This window comes from Ferruginibacter sp. SUN002, from assembly GCF_050611725.1.
Classification (GTDB): Bacteria; Bacteroidota; Bacteroidia; order Chitinophagales; family Chitinophagaceae; genus Ferruginibacter.
On record NZ_JBODJB010000001.1, the window covers coordinates 2,460,111 to 2,476,370 of the forward strand.

Genomic DNA, 16,260 nt, shown 5'->3' on the forward strand with positions numbered 1-16,260 from the left:
TGCTTATAAAGATTTTAATTTTTCCAATACATTCAAAGCCTTGCCACTTTCTAAACTATCGACAGCCAATTGATAGCATTCTTCATACGAAGCATATTTGCCCGTGCATTGTAATGCCATTGCTGAATTAGCCAATACTACTGCATTCTGCGACCATGTCCCTTCGCCTTTTAAGATCGTCATAAATATTTTCGCCGCTTCTTCAACAGAATTTCCTCCATGTATATCTTCTGCTTTCACCGTACGTTTTCCCAACATTTCAGGCGTCATCACTTTTTCACCAGCGTTGGTGATCACTTTTGTATCACCGGTTAAAGAGATCTCATCATATCCATCAAGACTATGAATAATGGTAAAGTTCTTATCTGTTTGTTGCAAGAGATAATTATATATCCTTGCCATTTCCAGATTGTATACGCCAACCAATTGATGCTTCGGAAATGCAGGATTCACCATTGGTCCTAGCATATTAAAGAAAGTACGAACGCCTAAATTTTTTCTGATCGGTCCAACAACTTTTAATGCCGGGTGAAATAATGGTGCATGTAGAAAACAAATATTTGCTTCTTCAATTTCCTTTTTTAATTGCTTCTCATCATTTTTAAATGTATAGCCCAATTGCTCCATCACATTACTGCTGCCACTGATAGAAGATGCACCATAATTACCGTGCTTGGCTACTTTATTGCCTGTGCCTGCCACAATAAAGCAACTTAGGGTTGAAATATTGAATGTGTCTTTTCCATCTCCACCTGTACCAACAATATCAATCAAATCAGATTGACCAAGATCAATCCGTACACAAAGATCAAGTAAAGCATCTCTAAATCCTTTCAATTCATCAATCGTAATGCTCCGCATAAGGTACACCGTTATAAAAGCAGCTATTTCACTTTCATTATATATCCCTTTTGATATATTCAACAATACCTCCTTTGCCTGCTCTGTTGAGAGGCTTTTGTATTCAAATAAACGTTGTAATATCTTTTTCATCGGCTATTTTTTCAACCAGTTTCTTAATAATTTTTCTCCATCCGGCGTTAACACACTTTCCGGATGAAATTGCACGCCCTGCACATCGTATTTTTTATGCTGCAATCCCATGATATAACCATTTTCACTTCTTGCAGTCACTTCCAATTCCTCAGGGAAATTCTCATCACTTACAATCCAACTATGGTAGCGCCCTACTTCGATTGTATCGGGCAACTCTGAAAATACATTATTACCAAAATTTGAATTCCTGTGGGTTATATTTATAGGTGTTGCAACGCCATGATACACAGTACTCAAATTTTCCAATTTACCGCCAAAAGCCTCACCTATTGCCTGATGCCCCAAACACACACCCAGTATAGATTTTGTTGGTGCATATTCTTTTATCAATGGCAACAATAAACCTGCTTCTTCAGGAATGCCCGGGCCGGGAGATAAAATGATTTTGTCGTAGTCCTTCACTTTTTCTAATGCGATCTTATCATTCCTGTGTACTTCCACTTTTTCATGCATGATTTTTTCAACCAGGTGCACCAGGTTGTACGTGAACGAATCATAATTATCAAATACCAATATTTTCATCTTAGATAGTTTGTGCTAATACGATAGCCTGTTTTAACGCATTTAATTTATTATTCACTTCTTGCAACTCACTTTCCGGTTTGCTTAACGCTACTACTCCAGCTCCTGCCTGACGGATCAATGTATTATTCTTACTTAAAAAAGTTCGGATCATAATGGCATGATTACAACTTCCATTGAAACCTATGAAACCAATTGCTCCACCATAATAGCTTCTATCTGTTGGTTCAAATTCATTGATCAATTGCATTGCCTTAAATTTTGGAGCACCACTCAATGTACCCGCCGGAAAACTTACTGCCAATAATTTGAAGGGATTTGTTTCTGCCTGAACATTGCCTCTTACCTCACTTACTAAATGTATTACATGAGAATAATAGGTTGTTTTTTTATACTGCGTTACTTCCACATGATCGCACATTCTGCTCAGGTCATTTCTGGCCAGATCTACCAGCATTACATGCTCTGCATTTTCTTTTTCATCTGCTTCTAACTGTATTGCCAGTTCCTGATCTGCTTCATCATTACCTGTACGTTTGAATGTACCTGCGATCGGATGTACAATGGCTTTGCCATTTTCAACGATCAACTGACTTTCTGGTGACGAGCCAATTAATTTATAATCGCCATAATCAAAATAAAATAAATATGGACTTGGGTTGATATTCCTTAATGCTCTGTAAACATTGAATTCATCCCCTTTGAATTTTTGTTCAAATTTTCTACTCAATACAATTTGAAAAACATCACCTCTGTAACAACTGGCAATTCCTTTTTTTACAATATCCAAATATTCATGATCTGTCAGATTAGATGTTTCATCACCAATAGCTTCAAATGGAAAAACGGGAACATCTTTACTTTTAATTAAACTCTCAACAGCATCAATATTACTATCCAATCCAGGAATTATATTTTCACAAAGAAATAATTCATCTTTAAAATGATTGATAGCGATCACATATTGGTACAACCGATATCGCATTAATGGTATCTCAGTAGTTTGTTGTTTATTTGCTGCAGTAAGATTGATCGTATCAAAGAATTGAACTGCATCATAAGTAGAATAACCAAATAAGCCTTGTGCTACATTAACCGGCTTTTTTGTATCACCTATTAATTCAAAGCGTTGCATGAAACTCCATAAATGTTCCGGCACATCAGCAGGATTTGTGATAGCTATTTTCTCAGGAACCTGTCCCGGTAATTTATATTCTAATTCTTTTGCATTACTTATTTCAATTCCGGCAATGGCATTGATACCGATAAAAGAGCAACTATTTTCTCCTGCATGAAAATCTGTGCTTTCCAGCAAGATAGTATCTCTGAATTTATCACGTAAGCGTAGATAAATGCCAACAGGTGTATACACATCTGCCAACATTTTTTTAGAAACCGTTTGTATTTGTATTTTTTTCATTTTACCCCAAACCCCTAAAGGGGCTTTGCCTTAAATTCAAAAACAATCTTTATTTACACAAATCGTCTTTAAACTTAAGAGATTAAAAATTATATTTCACTCTGCCTTTTCTCCCCTTTAGGGGATGGGGGCAAAATTAAAAAGCCCCAACACATTGTGTCGGGGCTTAAGAGTATATTCAATACAAATCAATAGCATAGCGACACAAGTATTACCTGTATTGCCACCACCAATTGTTTGTATTTGTATTAATCAATTTCATTCGTATTGCAAATATGAGTGTGAATTTCTAAATAACCAAAAATTATTTTCAGTACCTTCAATCAAAAAACAGTATGCAAGTGGTAGTTTTTGGGGCAACCGGACAGGTTGGTAAACAATTAGTTAAACAGGCACTCTATAAAGGTTACGCTGTAAAAGCTTTTGGCAGAAATGTATTTACAACAGATCTTCCAAAAGACGACAATCTTGAATTGATTCAAGGTGCGTTATTCGATGAAAAAGATGTTTATAATGCACTAAAAGGTTGCAATGTAGTTTTATCGGCTTTAGGTGGCGCTTTTGATGGCACTGATGTAACAAGAAGCCTTGGAATCAAAAATATCATCAAACAAATGCAAAAAGTCGGCTTAAAACGCATCATTGCCGTTGGCGGGATGGGTATTTTAAATGCTGAAGATGGCACATTGTTAATAGATGGGGAAGATTATCCTCAGCAATACATTCCTGTTGGAAGAGAACACTTAAAAGCGTATGAAGCATTGAAGGCCTCTAATCTTGACTGGACATTTGTATGCTGCCCGGATATCATTGACGCTGAAGCCACCGGCGAATTCATTACGAAAGCAGACTACCCACCTGTTCCTAATAAATACCAGATCAATACAGGTAACCTTGCTTTATTTATGTTGAACGAAGCTATTAAGAATGAATTTGTACAACACAGGGTTGGCATCAGTAATTAATTTTTGAATGTTTTAACATTCAAACACAACCATGGCATCATTTTTTCAATCTTGGTATAAAATTATATTTTGAAGAAATTATTACTCCTTAGTTTTATTCTTATCTCAGTTGTTGCAAAGGCACAAAAGATTGACAGCATCTATGTCAATCTTTATACCGACAGCTTAAAGAAAGGCACACTTAATTATATCAATGTAGATGGATTGCTTTCGAACGGAAGATATTTGCCATTAGATAGCACAGACATTATTTTTACAGCATCCGCAGGAAAATTTCAGGGTAATTGCTTGTGGTTAGATGGCAATTTTGCAGAAGAAAAAGTTTCTTTTAAAGTTGTTTTGAAAAGCAACCCTTCATTACACAAAGAGTTTGATATCTATATTAAGAAAAAACCGGATGATGAAAAATTAAAAACAGTAAATGAAATTTTACGATAAAAAAAGCCTGATTAAAAATCAGGCTTTCTTTTTATTTAAATGCATTAGAATTACTATTCAGAAACAGTAAAGGTTATCTTTTGCCTTCTATAGGAATTTACGATTCTACCATTTTGTTGAGCCGGCACCCATTTAGGACCTTTTTTTATAACCCTTATAGCTTCTTCGCAAGTACCATAACCGGCGTCGGTATCGCATTCAATTTCACTTATAGTGCCATCTTTAGCAACGATGAATTTTACTACGGCTGTATATCTTCCTACAGGCGCCCCATTATTTTTTGCTAATGCTGTATCTAAATTTCTTTGAAGATATTTTTTCCATGCTACATCACCACCGGGAAAACTTGGCTCTATCTCTACTGCAACAAACACTTTGTAAAGATCCTCATCGCTTGCCGGATATGGAACAGGCGCCTCATCCGTCATCGGCAGAGGTGGTGGAGCTGATATATCACCTTCATTTGAGTTTTCTTTAGTCCCGATGGCGCCCTCTTGTGCAAACAAGTTAGAAGCAATAAAAAAACAAGCAACCGTAAAAATGTGCTTTATCATAAATTATGCAAACTTCTTAGCGTCTTCTAAAAATTGAGCAAGACCAATATCAGTTAAAGGATGTTTTAATAATCCTAATATAGAAGACAACGGGCAAGTACAAACGTCGGCTCCTGCTTCAGCACATTTAATGATATGATTTGGATTACGGATAGATGCCGCTAAAATTTCTGTTTTATATCCCTGAATAGAAAAAATCTGACGCATTTGATGGATCAGATCCATTCCATCCCAACCACTGTCATCTACTCTACCAATGAATGGAGAAACATAGGTAGCGCCTGCTTTTGCAGCAAGTATTGCTTGACCTGCCGAGAACACCAATGTGCAGTTTGTTTTGATACCGTTATCAGTAAACCATTTAATTGCTTTGATACCGTCTTTGATCAACGGTACTTTTACAATGATGTTTGGATGGATGGCTGCTAATTTTTTACCTTCTGCAATAATGCCGTCAAAATCTGTAGAAATAACTTCTGCACTGATATCACCATCCACCATTTCGCAAATAGTTTTGTAATGATTGATCACTGCTTCTTCTCCTTTAATACCTTCTTTAGCCATTAAAGACGGATTGGTTGTTACACCATCCAAGATTCCTAAGTCATTTGCTTCTTTGATCTGTGCAAGATTTGCTGTGTCGATAAAAAATTTCATATACCCCTATCCCCTAAAGGGGGATTAGCTTTTTAATTGTTAATTAAATTATTTCAGCAAAAGTAAAATAATTAGAAGAGTAAAATTAATTTTTATTTATTCGGAAGAAAAGGCTGTAAATACTCCCCTTTAGGGGTTGGGGGCATAAAAAATGGCAAGTTACTTACATCGCACCGCTCAACCACCTACCCTTGCTACCTTCCGGTCCTGGGGGAGTTCAGCAGGAGCTGGTCGTATAAGACTTGCCGGCGCAAAGGTAGGGAAGAATCGATAAAGTAAAAAGAGAATTTAATAGTTAATAGTTCTTAGTTCTTAGTTCTTAGTTATGGGCTCTTTTCAACTAGAAATTAAGAACTAAAAACTAAACCCCGGCCTATCCGATCGGGTACTTATCTTACTTACACCAATAAGCTGATCGTTTCTATCAGTGAATGATTTATAGTAAATTAAGATCGTATAGATGTTTTGAGTTTCCCAATAATTTCCATCCAGTTCGGTTTTTAGTTCGGTATTTTTTTTATCTACCTGTACATACCCATAATTATAATAGCCTTGTTTCAGCAACATACTATTTTCATAGTATCCCTTTTCTGCATTGTAGATCATTTTCGTACTGTCGGTTAATTTATAATCAGTCAGTTGCCCTATAATATAAACATCTTTATTGGTATATGGGGTTCCATTTGGTGTGGTAAATTTGAAATGCACTCTTGCATAATCTCCCTGCCAATAAGGATTGATGCTTTCGTAGGTCATGACCTGATATTGCCCGTCAAAATCGGGATAGTAGATATAACGTTGAGCACTTCTGTCTACATCAGTCTTAACAAATATATCTGTACTTGTTTTTTTCTTATCGGCGCTATCTATTCGTTCACTTAATAACCGTAAGCTTCTCAGGTCGAGCCAGCGCCATTCTTTTCCTCCGGGGAAAACAAAACTATTTTCCGTATTATACTCCAGCGTTGCACCACGTACAAATGTGGGCAATACATTTGCCTGAGCATTATCCCATCTATAATTTTGCAACACAACCACTTTAATATTTTGTGTGGCATCAAATGCATTTAGCCCGCTGATATTTACCGAGAACTTTATGCGTTGATGTGTGTTGAAATTTTGTGGCGTGAACGGTTGCATTACCTGCCCGACAATAGCACATTTAGAATCAAGCACCAACAAACGTTTTGTAAGAACAAGTTTTGAAGTGTCGCCATCTAAAAAAACTTTCAATAAATAATTACCGCTACGAGTTGGCACCGAATTGGTTTCGGGCAAAATTGCCTGATAATGCGTATAGCGTGTATAAGCAATAGATGAATAACGATAATTGCTGATCCGCATTTGCGTAAAGCCTTTCATATAATCAAAAGGACTTAAGTTAACCGGCTGCCAATTATAATCGCACAACTGATAGGCATAATAGTAGCTTTTCACATTACCGTCAAGATCATCGAAATGCAACTCCAATCGGTCGGCACTATTCAGTTTATAAACAGGCAATGTGAGCTGATCGCCATATATATGCAACCTGGGAGTTTTAATATTAGCTGCGGTAAACTCCTCTCCGTTTATCTGAGCAACAGTATTGGAAAAATTGAGTGCAAGTATTGAAAAGATATAATATACAAATACAATCCGTTTCATCAAGTTGAATTAAAATGATTTAGCTTTGAAATCTGATTACAAGATAATTAAATAATCTGCCTGGTAATCAGATATTCGTGTTATACTTGACAAAATTTATGCCGATTGAATATATCTGCCTTTATAGCTAGAAGAATTGCGTTTAATCAACAAAAAACCTTTTCACGTTTTATCATACGGTTGGCTATTGGAGCAACAGCCATCAGTGTAGCTGTAATGATCATAGCTTTAAGTTTTGTGAACGGTTTTCAGCAGGTTATCAGCAACAAAGTGTTCAGTTTTTGGGGACATATACATGTTCAGCAGGATCTTGACGAAAGAGCTAATGGAGCAGAAGAATATGTGATCACAAAAAATGACACCGTAGAACAGGTCATAAAAAAAATGCCGGGAGTTGTATCGTTTGAATCTTTTGCTACGAAATCGGTTATACTTACTTATGGATCCGATATAGAAAGTGTTACATTTAAAGGCATCGATTCTTCCGTTAATAAAGCCCGACTTGATCCATTTTTAGTTGAGGGAAAATGGATATCATTTAAAGACAGTAGCGAAATTAATGTATCGGCATATATAGCAAAGCAACTGAATGCAAAAACAAATGATACGGTAAAGGGTTTCTTTATTCAGGAAGACGGCACTAAGAGAGCAAGAAAATTAAGGATTGCCGGTATTTTTAAAACATCTATTGAAGATTACGATAAACTTTTCGCTATTTGCGACATCAATCTTATTAGAAGATTACAGAACTGGAATCAAGATCAGATAGGTGCTTATGAAGTATTTTTAACCGATTATACAAAAACAGATACAATTGCAAAATTAATTGAAAGCAAAACTCCACAAGGCTGGCACAGTAAAACCATCAAAGAAATATATCCAAATATATTCGACTGGCTTGCTTTGCAAGGAAAGATAAAATATGTACTCATAGTTATTATGCTGATCATAGCTGCAGTAAACCTTATTACCTGTCTGCTCATCATCGTACTGGAAAGAACAAAGATGACCGGTGTATTAAAAGCTGTTGGTGCTAACAACTGGGCCATTCAAAAAATATTTTTATACAACACAGGACTGATAGCAATTACAGGCATCATCATTGGAACAATACTTGGATTGGCAGTTTGTTTGCTTCAGCAAAAAACAGGATTTATCAAATTAGATGAAGAAGCTTATTTTATGAGTGAGGCAAGTGCACAGATCATTTGGTGGCAGGTAGCATTGGTAGATCTGATAGCTTTTGTAATATGCTTTCTTACACTTATCATTCCTACATTACTGGTAAAAAAGATCAATATTGTTAAGGCTATACAATTCCGATAATGGCAGAGTGCTGATTTTTACGATCTTTAAGATTTACGCAGAAAATTATCCTGATTAAAAAATCTGTATTCCATTTTCAGCAGATATGTGATAGAATAATACCAGTGGCAACCGCTGCATTCAATGACTCTGCATTCCCTTTTCTTGGTATTGTAATTTTCTCATCAGCCAATTTTAACAATGCATCACTAATTCCTTTTGATTCATTTCCAATAATAATGACCCCTTCTTTTATCTTCTCTACTGTTGTGATATCTGCACCGTTGAGTGCGGCTGCGTAAACTTTTACTTTACTGTTTTTTGACAACCACTCTGCAAGATCAGTATAAATAATATTCACTCTTGCAATACTCCCCATTGTACTCTGTACTACTTTAGGATTATACATCTCTGCAGTACCGTTAGCACAAATAATATTTTCAATACCAAACCAATCTGCAATCCGAATAATAGTACCGAGATTGCCGGGATCCTGAATTGTATCCAACATCAGGTTTAACTTGCCCGAAATATCAATTGTTGACCGCTCTTTCTGCTCAAATATTGCCAATACTTCATTTGGTGTACTTAAAGCCGATATCTTCTCTAATTCAAAATCGGCGATTATTTGTGGAGTTTTAGCAAAATACTCCGATACCAGTTTCTCGTTGCTTTCAAGCCATTTTTGAGTACATAAAATGTCTTTGCACAAAAAAACTCCGGTTTGCAGTAATTCTGCTACCACCTTAGTACCTTCGCCAATAAATACACCGTCTGTATCTCTTGATTTTTTCTGGTGTAAACTTTGAATATATTTGGTATATGTTTTGCTTAGCATAGCAGATTTAAAATAATTAATGCCCGACAATATTACCTCAATATTAAAAACAATCATCAGCCCCTGGAAATTTATTTTTCTTTTGGCAATAATTGTCTCTTCCTGCAGCAGGTCGAAGAATTTTCCGAAAGGCAAATATTTTGTTTTTAGAAACAAGATCGTCATTCAATCCGACAGTCTTTCAAAAAGTGAAAAAGCATCTCTTGTTTCACGTTTAAACACTCAATTCGACGATAGTTCTACTGTTACCATTAAAGACCAATACCTTATTGTACATAAGATAATGAACCCGCCTGTGTACGATACGGTTTACTCCGACAGGACGGCTCGTAATATGCAGGCATCCTTGTTGCACGTGGGGTATTACAAAGCCAACGTTACCTACTCAATGGATTCGTCTATTAAAGTGCGGCATATTCCGAGTTTTAAACTTGGACGAGGATGGTTCCCGTATTATAAATCTGTTGAACATAGAATAACCACTACCTATACGGTGGATCCGAAAAACCCTACACGGATCGATACAATGAGCTATAGGTTAAAAAGACCTGATCTTCAAAAGTTAGCCGACTCAACAATAAAACAATCTTTTATTGTAAAAAATGACCCTGTAAGTAAAGCAAATATTTCAGCCGATAAAGCAAGGTTGGTTGATCTGTTTAGAAATAACGGCTATTACAAATTTACCTCTGATGATTTGCAAATGATTGGAGATACTACCATTGCCGCTTTAACAACAATCAGTGACGATCCTTTTGAAAACCTACGACTACTTGCAGAGGCTCAACGCAAACGCAATAAACCAACCATAAAACTAGCACTCGTATTGAGTCCCGGAGCAGATACAAACAGATTGAAAAAATACTACATCAATAACGTATACATATACCCTGATTATTCTGTATTAGGTGAAGAAAGCCGAAGACGTACAGTTGAAGACACAACAGATGGTTATTATATACGGCACAGAAAAGATCTGTTTGATTTCGAATTTCTAAAGAGTAAAATGGCACTTAGAAAAGGTGATGTTTATAAAGAGGAAAATTATTCGAAAACAATCTCTAATCTTACTAAGACGGGCATATGGTCTAGTATTAGTATTCAACCGCAGGAAACTAAGGACAGTTCAGGAAAACTGGATATGTATGTCCGCTTAATCCCAGTCAGGAAATATGGATTTGAAGCAAATATTGAAGCCAGCTACTCAACCAACAACAACTATTCCTTAGGCAACCTGTTAGGGCTTTCAGGCAACGTTTCATTACAGGAAAGAAACAAAAAGAAAAAAGGGATCAAAACAACGACTGCACTGAGAGCCGGAGTTGAATTTAATGTAAGTAAAAATAAAAGCACGAACAGCCTGATAAACTCAAACGATGTGGGACTCAGCAGAACGATCTCCAACCCTAAATTGGTTTGGCCATATACAACAAAAAATAAGTGGCTATTAAAAACATTAAAACCACAAAATAAAACAGCACAACAGTCTTTCATCAATGCCAGTCTTTCTTATACGAACAGAATTGACCTTTTTAACCTTCAGTCTGTAGGATTGGTTGCAGGATATAGTTGGACGGGACCAAAAAATGGCAACTGGACCCTAAAACCTTTGAATGTAGAATTTTCAAGATTGTACAATCAATCTCAGGCTTTTGAAGATACACTGAAAAGATATCCCTTCCTAAGATATTCATTTAATACTGCAATGGTACTTGGAAGCAGTGCAAGCTATAGTTACAATTTCAAAGGCAAAAAAGTCGGTCGGGATAATACAATTAAATTCAACCTTGAAGAGTCTGGTTACCCGGCATTAATTCCACTACCGGTATTGATTCCCGTAGCGGATCTTGGTTTATTTAAAAGTTATATTCGCCGGTTTGCAAAATTTGATATAGATCTTACAATGACTACAACCTACTCTAAAAGATCCAGTTTTGTAAAGCACATATTTCTTGGCATCGGCGTACCGTTTGGAGATGTAGATAAAACGCTTCCGTTCTTCAAACAATACTTCTTAGGCGGCGCTAACAGTATGAGGGGCTGGCCGATACGTGGTATTGGCCCTGGTAAAGTTTCATTGAAACCTTATGGAACCAGTTCTTTCAATGACAGAACTGGTGATCTGAAATTTGAAGCCAACTTAGAACACAGGCATATCATCGCTTCTATCATACCGAATTCAATTGTTTTAAAAGGTGCACTCTTTGCCGATATTGGTAATATCTGGAATATGAATTATACGAAAACTGATGGCAGTCTTGACAGTGCTCAAATATCTTCATTCAAAAATTTTTATAAACAGTTAGGGGTAGCTGCCGGTTACGGATTCAGATTGGATTTTAATTATTTTCTGATCCGTTTTGATCTAGGTTTTAGAATCAAACGACCCGACCTTGAAACATGCGATGGCTGGAGGCTTCCATCAATGGGTTTTGACAATGTGTTAAGAAAACTGTTTTCTCGTAAGGAAAAAGAATGGAGGTATAACAACATGAACTTTACTATTGGCATTGGCGTTCCTTTTTAATGGGCAGATTTTATATGCGTTTCGAAAGCTTCCATTGTCATTGCTTCTTCTGTTGTAAACTCACCAATTTTCGTTCGACGCAAACTACTTAGATAGCCGCCGCAACCTAAAGCTTTACCAAAGTCATTAGCCAAACTACGTATATACGTTCCTGTTGAACATACCACACGAAACTCTACAACAGGCATTGCAATATTTGTGATCTCAAATGCATGAATGGTGATTCTTCTTGCTTTTAACTCTACCTCCTCACCCCTTCTGGCCAATTCGTATAATGCAACGCCATCTTTTTTAATGGCAGAAAATATTGGCGGAAACTGATCTATCTCACCAACAAATTCTTTTGTTGCACCATATATCTGTTCATTTGTAATTGCCGAGTGATCTTTTTCTTGTTCAGGTCTGCTTTCCAGATCATAAGTTGGTGTAACTGCACCCAGTGTTATTGATCCGGTATATTCTTTTTGCTGAGCCATATATTCATTGATCTTCTTTGTAAATTTACCGGTACATACAATTAGTAACCCTGTTGCCAATGGATCTAAAGTTCCTGCATGACCAATTTTTTTTATCTGAATAAGACTACGCAACTTTCTTACAACATCAAAAGATGTCCAATGTAATGGCTTATCGATAAGGATCACTTTTCCATCCACGTACGGTTGTTGTATTACAGGATCAATAGGAATTCGTTCTTTTCGTTCCTGTTTAATAGGTGTTTCCCCTGCTTCTATCAGTTGATTGGTAAATCTTTGTCGGTATGTTTGTTTACGAGCCAATTTATATATTTTAGTTATACTGCTTGCCTTGCCTTCAATTCAAGATATTTATTAATTGCATTGATGGTCAAACTTTCAGGTGTTGTTAAAATGGAAAGTATTCCGTGTTTCAGTAATTCCTTTACGATCAATCGCTTTTCAAATGCAAATTTTTCTGCGATTGTTTTGATATATACTTGTTCTATATCTTCAGCACCGGCAGATGATAATGCTTTTAATTCCGTATTCTCAAAAAATACAACAAGGAGTAAATGATGTTTAGCAATAGATCTCAAATATCCCAATTGCCTTTTTAAACCTGATAAGGATTCGAAATTAGTAAATAAAACCAGCAAACTTCTTTGCTTGATCCTGCTTCGGATCTGCATATACAATAATTCATAATCACTTTCCAGAAATCCGGTTTCTTCTTTATACAATAATTCTGAAATATGACTTAACTGAACAGGTTTTCTATCGGCAGCAAGCACTGTTCCCATTTTATTCGCAAAAGATATCAAACCCACTTTATCCTGCTTCTGTAAACAAACATTACTTAAAACCAATGTACTATTGATGGCATAGTCCAGTAAACTTAATTCTCCGAAAGGCATTTTCATCAAACGACCTTTATCAATGATACAATAAACCTGTTGACTTTTTTCATCGGTATAATTATTTACCATTAATGCCCCTTTACGAGCCGTTGCCTTCCAGTTTACCGTACGTACATCATCTCCTCTTACATAATCTTTGATCTGCTCAAACTCCATGCTATGGCCAATTTTACGCATACGTTTATTACCATGCTCAGACTGGATAGTTGTTTGTGATATCAGTTCATGCTTACGCAATTGCAGAAACGACGGATAAACCTGCACAGTTATTGCTGCTCCAATATCATGCCGCCGCATCAGTAAACCTAACAGTGATCTTACATAAATGATAATATTTCCAAAATGATATTCTCCTCTTTCGGTCGGACGGATAGTATAAATTATATTCTTTTGCTGACCGGAAGATAGCGACTGTTTCAAAACAAAGTCTCTTTTTTGAAACTGCACCGGCAGTTCATCGATGATCTCTGTCATGATATCAAAACGCATGTTATTTGTGATCTGCAAAACAACTTTGTTTTCCTCCCCATTACTTAAACGGTCAGCAATCATTCTTTTTGCAGATGGCCCCTTGCTCAATAAAAACAAAAAGACATAATCGATAATTATCAATGCCAGTAAAACATACCAGATAGTTACAACCAGCGAAAACAAAATTGGAAAGAAAAAAGAAAATACAAACAATACAATACAAAGACCTACTGCGATATAAAATCGTGTAGAAAAAAACAGGTTGCCTATGTATTGTCTGATCATGTGTATTTAATTATCTGGGAACTTCAAGAGATTTTAAAATATTATCAATCAGATCATCTGGCGTAACACCCTCCATTTCTTTTTCAGGAGTAAGAATAATACGATGTCTTAAAACCGGATTTACAACTTCAATAATATCTTCAGGTGTAACAAAATCTCTTCCTTTAATAGCGGCGTTGGCCTTTGAAGCTTTTAAAATAGCCAATGAAGCTCTTGGCGACGCACCAAGAAACAAGGCAGGGTTATTACGTGTTTCACTAACGATCTTGGCTATAAACTCAATCAGACGAGGTTCAACAACAATTGATTGGATCAGTGTTCTGTATTGTTGTATTTCTATAGCAGAGAGTATTTTATTTGCATCAGCCAACAATTGCGTTTGTGCTTTGCCGTTTTGGTTAGCAAGAATGCTGATTTCTTCAGATAAAGTAGGATACTGAACATCTATCTTAAAAATAAAACGATCCAATTGAGCTTCCGGTAATCTATAAGTTCCTTCCTGCTCTACAGGGTTTTGTGTAGCGAGTATTACAAACGGAAATCTCATTTCATGTGTAACCCCATCAACAGTGATCTGTCTTTCTTCCATAACCTCGAATAACGCAGCCTGTGTTTTAGCTGGGGCTCTGTTGATCTCATCAATTAAGACTATATTACTGAAAACAGGACCTTTCTTAAAATTAAAATCTCCTTCTCTGGGATTGAAGACAGATGTACCGATCACATCACTCGGCATTAGATCCGGCGTAAACTGGATTCTGGAAAAATCGACATCGATCACTTTAGCCATTAATTTAGCCGTAAGCGTTTTAGCTACACCAGGCACTCCTTCAATCAGAATATGCCCATCACTCAATAAACCAATCATTAACAGGTCGAGCATTTTATGCTGTCCAACAATCACTTTACCTATTTCTTCACGTATGGCGTCCATGGAACGGTTAAGGCCTGAAAGGTCAATACGTTGTTGAAAAATATTTTCTTCCATTATTATTTAGTTTTATTAAAATTTTCAATTTGATGATTCAATGTCAATAACTGCTTATCAGTTACATCATAATTATCCTGTATATTCCTGATAGTTGTAAACAGTTGTTTTACCTTCTCAATCGGCACATTCGATTTTCTACTCAATGTAGCAATAAAAATATCATTTACATGATTGGTATTTAAATAATAACTCGATCGTATATGGTCGAAAAAATGAGCAATGACCTTGTCTGCAATGTTTCGATTATTATGTTGTTGCAGATATAACCTACCAACCGTTTCTGTAAACGCTACCGTAGTATTTTTGTTGGGCTCTGTTACTTCTATAATGCGTTGCCGTCTTTTTCCACCAAAGAAAATATACACAAACAACAATAAAAGCGTAAGCCAAAATGCCCATTTTAAAGATGGGTATTTAAGCAAAAAATCTAAACTGCTACCTTCGGAATTACCTTCATCATCTTCCGATCTTTTGCCATTATAAAAATCATCCCAAAAAACCTGTTCGGGCATCAGTTTAGTATATGCAAAAACTTGTTGCAGGTATTTATAATTATTATTCTGAAGCAAAAAATAATTACTGAAAACAGCCGGTTCTGTATGCAAAAAAAATCGGCCTTTACCATGCAACATTGTTATGAAATTTGGCTGAATGATCTGATTAAATCCTAAAACTTGAGTATTCAATGAATCGTAACTTACAAATCTGTTAATGAACGGAAAGAAAAAATAACCATAACGATTTACATCATTATACAATACCGGAGAAAGTGACACACTGGCATTGGTTAGCAATTCCGGCATCAGCATTGAAAAGTCGCTCGTGGACGAGGTCTTGCATCTCAAAGAATCAAGTAGTTTATCATCTATCTGACCCGAGGCAATGAATACAGAATTCCCTGATGCTACAAACTGTAGCATTGATCTCAGGTCGGCTTCAGTTAGAAATAAATCTTTGCAGATACTGATATACAAAGCACCTGTATCTGAAGTACCTCGCCATAGTGTTGCAAAGTTTTCATCCTTGACAAAAATCGTATTGTGCGGATAAATATTTTCCATTTGCTGAAAAGCCACATATGTCCCAAACGGCAACTTATCGTCTTTACTAAATGTAGTTTCAAACGATGGCATATCCGGCCCCTTTTTCCTGCAAGACGAAAAGGACATTGCTGCCACTGCTAATAAAAAAACATATCGTAAAAGTTGA

Annotated in this window: 15 protein-coding genes and 1 other RNA gene; 4 read left to right on the plus strand and 12 right to left on the minus strand. The window is 36.3% G+C overall.

Annotated features, from left to right (window positions below; translation table 11 throughout):
* Positions 1-3: 3 nt before the first annotated feature.
* The 3 genes from trpD to ACQ33O_RS10645 are packed head-to-tail and all read right to left on the minus strand — an operon-like array spanning position 4 to position 2,998.
* Positions 4-993 carry an anthranilate phosphoribosyltransferase gene (trpD, locus tag ACQ33O_RS10635; protein ID WP_430995562.1) on the minus strand — a complete coding sequence of 330 codons (990 nt, stop codon included), beginning with the start codon at positions 991-993 and terminating at the stop codon, positions 4-6.
* Between the two features lie 3 nt (positions 994-996).
* Positions 997-1,578 (minus strand): anthranilate synthase component II, encoded by a 582-nt coding sequence (locus ACQ33O_RS10640; RefSeq protein ID WP_430995563.1) that lies wholly within the window; start codon positions 1,576-1,578, stop codon positions 997-999.
* 1 nt (position 1,579) lies between these two features.
* Complete coding sequence (locus ACQ33O_RS10645) at positions 1,580-2,998, minus strand: anthranilate synthase component I family protein (RefSeq protein ID WP_430995564.1); 1,419 nt, start codon at positions 2,996-2,998, stop codon at positions 1,580-1,582.
* Between the two features lie 335 nt (positions 2,999-3,333).
* Here ACQ33O_RS10645 and ACQ33O_RS10650 point away from each other — a divergent pair, with 335 nt between their 5' ends.
* On the plus strand, positions 3,334-3,963 hold the full coding sequence (locus ACQ33O_RS10650) for an NAD(P)-dependent oxidoreductase (protein WP_430995565.1): 630 nt from the start codon (positions 3,334-3,336) through the stop codon (positions 3,961-3,963).
* 69 nt (positions 3,964-4,032) lie between these two features.
* The gene (locus ACQ33O_RS10655) at positions 4,033-4,401 is read left to right on the plus strand and encodes a hypothetical protein (RefSeq protein ID WP_430995566.1); all 369 of its coding nucleotides are present in this window, start codon (positions 4,033-4,035) and stop codon (positions 4,399-4,401) included.
* A gap of 53 nt (positions 4,402-4,454) precedes the next feature.
* On the opposite strand, the gene ACQ33O_RS10660 is transcribed toward ACQ33O_RS10655, so the two are convergent.
* The 4 genes from ACQ33O_RS10660 to ACQ33O_RS10675 all read right to left on the minus strand — a co-directional run bounded on the left by ACQ33O_RS10660 (position 4,455) and on the right by ACQ33O_RS10675 (position 7,259).
* On the minus strand, positions 4,455-4,955 hold the full coding sequence (locus ACQ33O_RS10660; protein WP_430995567.1) for an energy transducer TonB: 501 nt from the start codon (positions 4,953-4,955) through the stop codon (positions 4,455-4,457).
* 3 nt (positions 4,956-4,958) lie between these two features.
* Positions 4,959-5,612: a fructose-6-phosphate aldolase gene (fsa, locus tag ACQ33O_RS10665; protein ID WP_430995568.1), complete on the minus strand. Its 654-nt coding sequence runs from the start codon at positions 5,610-5,612 to the stop codon at positions 4,959-4,961.
* A 149-nt stretch (positions 5,613-5,761) separates the two neighbouring features.
* Positions 5,762-5,860, minus strand: an RNA gene (ffs, locus tag ACQ33O_RS10670) — signal recognition particle sRNA small type.
* A 106-nt stretch (positions 5,861-5,966) separates the two neighbouring features.
* Entirely contained in the window at positions 5,967-7,259 is a 1,293-nt protein-coding gene (locus ACQ33O_RS10675; protein WP_430995569.1) for a DUF5103 domain-containing protein, read from the minus strand.
* Between the two features lie 105 nt (positions 7,260-7,364).
* Between ACQ33O_RS10675 and ACQ33O_RS10680 the strand changes: the two genes are divergently transcribed.
* Positions 7,365-8,585: an ABC transporter permease gene (locus ACQ33O_RS10680; protein WP_430995570.1), complete on the plus strand. Its 1,221-nt coding sequence runs from the start codon at positions 7,365-7,367 to the stop codon at positions 8,583-8,585.
* A 76-nt stretch (positions 8,586-8,661) separates the two neighbouring features.
* Here ACQ33O_RS10680 and ACQ33O_RS10685 read toward each other — a convergent pair whose 3' ends face one another.
* Positions 8,662-9,537, minus strand: a complete 876-nt coding sequence (locus ACQ33O_RS10685; protein ID WP_430995571.1) for a TrmH family RNA methyltransferase — start codon at positions 9,535-9,537, stop codon at positions 8,662-8,664.
* Here ACQ33O_RS10685 and ACQ33O_RS10690 point away from each other — a divergent pair.
* Positions 9,485-11,929 carry a BamA/TamA family outer membrane protein gene (locus tag ACQ33O_RS10690; protein ID WP_430995572.1) on the plus strand — a complete coding sequence of 815 codons (2,445 nt, stop codon included), beginning with the start codon at positions 9,485-9,487 and terminating at the stop codon, positions 11,927-11,929. The two genes, ACQ33O_RS10685 and ACQ33O_RS10690, sit on opposite strands and share 53 nt — an antisense overlap.
* Here the strand turns inward: ACQ33O_RS10690 and truB are convergent.
* Genes truB through ACQ33O_RS10710 form a run of 4 tightly spaced genes read right to left on the minus strand, consistent with a single transcriptional unit; the run spans position 11,926 to position 16,184 of the window.
* Positions 11,926-12,708 (minus strand): tRNA pseudouridine(55) synthase TruB, encoded by a 783-nt coding sequence (truB, locus tag ACQ33O_RS10695; protein WP_430995573.1) that lies wholly within the window; start codon positions 12,706-12,708, stop codon positions 11,926-11,928. The two genes, ACQ33O_RS10690 and truB, sit on opposite strands and share 4 nt — an antisense overlap.
* Before the next feature lie 14 nt (positions 12,709-12,722).
* Positions 12,723-14,060 carry a DUF58 domain-containing protein gene (locus ACQ33O_RS10700; RefSeq protein WP_430995574.1) on the minus strand — a complete coding sequence of 446 codons (1,338 nt, stop codon included), beginning with the start codon at positions 14,058-14,060 and terminating at the stop codon, positions 12,723-12,725.
* Positions 14,061-14,070: 10 nt separating this feature from the next.
* Positions 14,071-15,048, minus strand: a complete 978-nt coding sequence (locus tag ACQ33O_RS10705; protein ID WP_430995575.1) for an AAA family ATPase — start codon at positions 15,046-15,048, stop codon at positions 14,071-14,073.
* Between the two features lie 2 nt (positions 15,049-15,050).
* Positions 15,051-16,184: a DUF4350 domain-containing protein gene (locus tag ACQ33O_RS10710; RefSeq protein WP_430995576.1), complete on the minus strand. Its 1,134-nt coding sequence runs from the start codon at positions 16,182-16,184 to the stop codon at positions 15,051-15,053.
* Between the last annotated feature and the right edge of the window lie 76 nt (positions 16,185-16,260).

What these genes read in the sequence shown, in the direction of transcription:
- ACQ33O_RS10645 (WP_430995564.1), bottom strand. Translation starts at nt 2,998, where the DNA reads ATGAAAAAAATACAAATACAAACGGTTTCTAAAAAAATGTTGGCAGAT.
- ACQ33O_RS10640 (WP_430995563.1), bottom strand. Translation starts at nt 1,578, where the DNA reads ATGAAAATATTGGTATTTGATAATTATGATTCGTTCACGTACAACCTG.
- trpD (WP_430995562.1), bottom strand. Translation starts at nt 993, where the DNA reads ATGAAAAAGATATTACAACGTTTATTTGAATACAAAAGCCTCTCAACA.
- ACQ33O_RS10660 (WP_430995567.1), bottom strand. Translation starts at nt 4,955, where the DNA reads ATGATAAAGCACATTTTTACGGTTGCTTGTTTTTTTATTGCTTCTAAC.
- fsa (WP_430995568.1), bottom strand. Translation starts at nt 5,612, where the DNA reads ATGAAATTTTTTATCGACACAGCAAATCTTGCACAGATCAAAGAAGCA.
- ACQ33O_RS10650 (WP_430995565.1), top strand. Translation starts at nt 3,334, where the DNA reads ATGCAAGTGGTAGTTTTTGGGGCAACCGGACAGGTTGGTAAACAATTA.
- ACQ33O_RS10710 (WP_430995576.1), bottom strand. Translation starts at nt 16,184, where the DNA reads ATGCCATCGTTTGAAACTACATTTAGTAAAGACGATAAGTTGCCGTTT.
- ACQ33O_RS10705 (WP_430995575.1), bottom strand. Translation starts at nt 15,048, where the DNA reads ATGGAAGAAAATATTTTTCAACAACGTATTGACCTTTCAGGCCTTAAC.
- ACQ33O_RS10700 (WP_430995574.1), bottom strand. Translation starts at nt 14,060, where the DNA reads ATGATCAGACAATACATAGGCAACCTGTTTTTTTCTACACGATTTTAT.
- ACQ33O_RS10675 (WP_430995569.1), bottom strand. Translation starts at nt 7,259, where the DNA reads ATGAAACGGATTGTATTTGTATATTATATCTTTTCAATACTTGCACTC.